The following is a 3,157-nucleotide window of genomic DNA, read 5'->3' on the forward strand; positions in this document are numbered from 1 at the left end:
GCAGCCTGCTGATACCGTCCGACCACTGGGTTAGCGGTAAATATTTGGTGGTTTTGTATGTCAACGGACACAGAAGTTACCAACAGATTTTGATTAAAAACTAACCCCAAAGCGCTGTAAAAGCAGTGGGCCAGGCCGCTGTTTTTACAGCGTTTTTATAAAATAGAACATTATGGAAACACAGTACAAACGATGCGGATTGCGAATTAAAAAATCGGTACGAAACAACGGATTGATTTTGTTGTTGAGTTTGTTTTTATCGGTGCCCGGTTTAGCCCAGGACTACCAGTGGAAATGGCATAAAAAGGGCGGAGGGGCTTTTGAAATGTTAGACGACAAGAGTTATTGGTATAATAGAGGGTATTACGAGTCGATTTTGGATATTAAGATTGATGCGCAAAACAACGTTTATCTGTTGGGGGTTATCGGGTATCCCGATGCCCAATTTGACGGAGATCCGGTAAAGGTGTATAACAGGCCTTTTGGGGGCAATCAACATACGGATGTTTTTTTAGCGGCTCTCAACTGTGAGGGCACGGTGTTGTGGACTAAAGGTATTGGGGGGTATTCCTGGGATCACGCCTACAATTTGGGATTGGACGCAAACGGCGGTTTGTATGTGGGCCTGTTTGTGAGTAATCTTGAATCCATGTTGCCTTTTGGTCCCTTTCAATACACTAAAGAACCCCCTCATTTTGACGACGATGTCCGTATGGACTATACCCGGGGTTTGGACCCCGATATACCCAATGCGAATTTTAAGACCATGGTTTTGGCCAAATACCAAGCGGATAACGGGCGTTTGCTTTGGCACCGTTTTCCACAGGACGAGGTAATTCAAGATTTGGGATGGAGTGCCATAGGTGATATCTATACCGAGGCCAACGGCACCACCCATTGGTTTGTCGGTTTTTTAGAGGGTACCCATTTGGAGGGGCGTATAAGGGTGGAGGCACCAGCAGAATCAGATTTTTATCTCGAGTGGTATATCATCCGTTACGATAGCGAGGGCAACTACGTTTCCCATACCTTTTTGGACTTTAGGAATTTACAAACTATAGAGCGGGTCCGATTTACTTACGACCCTTTGATAGAGCAGTATTACATTGGTGGAGTTTGTTGGGATAGTTTCGAAGTTATTTCATATGGCGATGAAGTGCTCTTAAAGTCGATGTATGTTTTGGCTTTGGACAAAGCGGGAAACAAACTGTGGAGTCACGATATGGATGGAGGTATCTTGGCAGAAATAAAAACCGATGAGCAATCTAATGTATATCTATCGGGTATGGGATCTGCGAAATTTAATGACCTCCCGTATGTAAATTCCTTTGCGGGATTAGAGTTTCCAGAGGTCAATGGAGATGTACTTCCCTATGTTTTAAAACTGAATACCAAAGGACAATTGCTTTGGGGAACAGCGGCAGCATGTCCTTCTTTTCCGATAACGAGTGCTTATTCATCGGCTCGTGCATTGGCTTTTACCGCTACCGAAGTGGTGGCTGGAATCACGATGGACTCCGAGCTTTGGGGTGATAAAATGTCTGGTATTCCCGTGGGAACCGGTTATTTACCGGATCCTTTTGTGGGTCGGTTTGACAAAATCACCGGTCATTGCAATGCGTTGCACCGCATCAAAGGGCCTTCGGGTTATCACGACGGTTTAACGGCTATTGCTGTGGACCGGGATCAGAACATTTTGGTGGGCGGGCACTTTAGCGGTAGTTTATTTGTAGATGATCCGCATGTACCGCGGATGACGCCTATTTTTTATTCCGGTATCCCCGATTTTTTTGTAGCCAAATTGGCGGCCTGGAATTGTGGAGAAAACATGAGTACTCCCACCTTTAAAACCATAGAAGAAGTGGTGCTCTATCCGAATCCGACTAGCGATAAAGTATATTGGCAATCGGATAGGTTATGGAAGTATTATGAGGTTTACGACTTGCAAGCGCGTATAGTAGCCAAGGGGCATATCCAATTGCAAGAGGTCAGCTTAGGGCATTTAGCTTCCGGACAATACATATTGGCCTTACTGGACTACGACGGACATAAAGTCACTCAAAAGATTTTGGTGAAATAAAATTTCGGGAACTATGGACACAGAAGTTACCAACAGATTTTGATTAAAAACTAACCCCAAAAACGCTGTAAAAGCAGTGGGCCAGGCCGCTGTTTTTACAGTGTTTTTATAAAATAGAACATTATGGAAACACAGTACAAACGATGCGGATTGCGAATTAAAAAATCGGTACGAGACAACGGATTGATTTTGTTGTTGAGTTTGTTTTTATCGGTGCCCGGTTTAGCCCAGGACTACCAGTGGAAATGGCATAAAAAGGGCGGAGGGGCTTATGGGATGCTTCTAGATAAGAGTTATTGGTATAATAGACGATTGTTCGAAACCATATTGGATATTAAGATTGATGCGCAAAACAACGTTTATCTGTTGGGGGTTATCGGTCATCCCGATGCCCAATTTGATGGAGATCCCGTAAAGGAATATAACAGACCAGCTGGCGTTAATCAATATACGGATGTTTTTTTGGCGGCTCTCAACTGTGAGGGCAGGGTGTTGTGGACCAAGGGCATAGGGGGGTATTCCTGGGATCACGCCTACAATTTGGGACTGGACTCAAACGGCGGTTTGTATGTGGGCCTGTTTGTGAGTAATCTTGAATCCATGTTGCCTTTTGGTCCCTTTCAATACACTAAAGAACCTCCACATTTTGACGACGATGTCCGTATGGACTATACCCGGGGTTTGGACCCCGATATACCCAATGCGAATTTTAAGACCATGGTTTTGGCCAAATATCAAGCGGATAACGGGCGTTTGCTTTGGCACCGTTTTCCACAGGGCGAGGTAATTCAAGATTTGGGGTGGAGCCAAATTGGCGATGTTTATACCGAAGCCAACGGCACCACCCATTGGTTTGTCGGTTTTTTAGAGGGTACCCATTTGGAGGGGCGTATAAGGGTGGAGGCACCAGCAGAATCAGATTTTTATCTCGAGTGGTATATCATCCGTTACGATAGCGAGGGCAACTACGTTTCCCATACCTTTTTGGACTTTAGGAATTTACAAACTATAGAGCGGGTCCGATTTACTTACGACCCTTTGATAGAGCAGTATTACATTGGTGGCACGGGTTTGGAC

The 3,157-nt window shown here is 44.8% G+C and carries 2 protein-coding genes; both read left to right on the forward strand.

Annotated features, from left to right (window positions below):
• Window positions 1–172: 172 nt before the first annotated feature.
• On the forward strand, window positions 173–2,080 hold the full coding sequence (locus KO524_RS15040) for a T9SS type A sorting domain-containing protein (protein WP_219295054.1): 1,908 nt from the start codon (window positions 173–175) through the stop codon (window positions 2,078–2,080).
• Window positions 2,081–2,203: 123 nt separating this feature from the next.
• A partial coding sequence (locus KO524_RS15045; RefSeq protein WP_219295055.1) for a hypothetical protein occupies window positions 2,204–3,157 on the forward strand: 954 nt, incomplete at its 3' end.

It is taken from the genome of Flavobacterium sp. NKUCC04_CG, from assembly GCF_019345525.1.
Classification (GTDB): Bacteria; Bacteroidota; Bacteroidia; order Flavobacteriales; family Flavobacteriaceae; genus Flavobacterium.

Bases quoted from the DNA above. Each gene is read 5' to 3' on its own strand.
- KO524_RS15040 (WP_219295054.1), top strand. From the start codon at position 173: ATGGAAACACAGTACAAACGATGCGGATTGCGAATTAAAAAATCGGTA.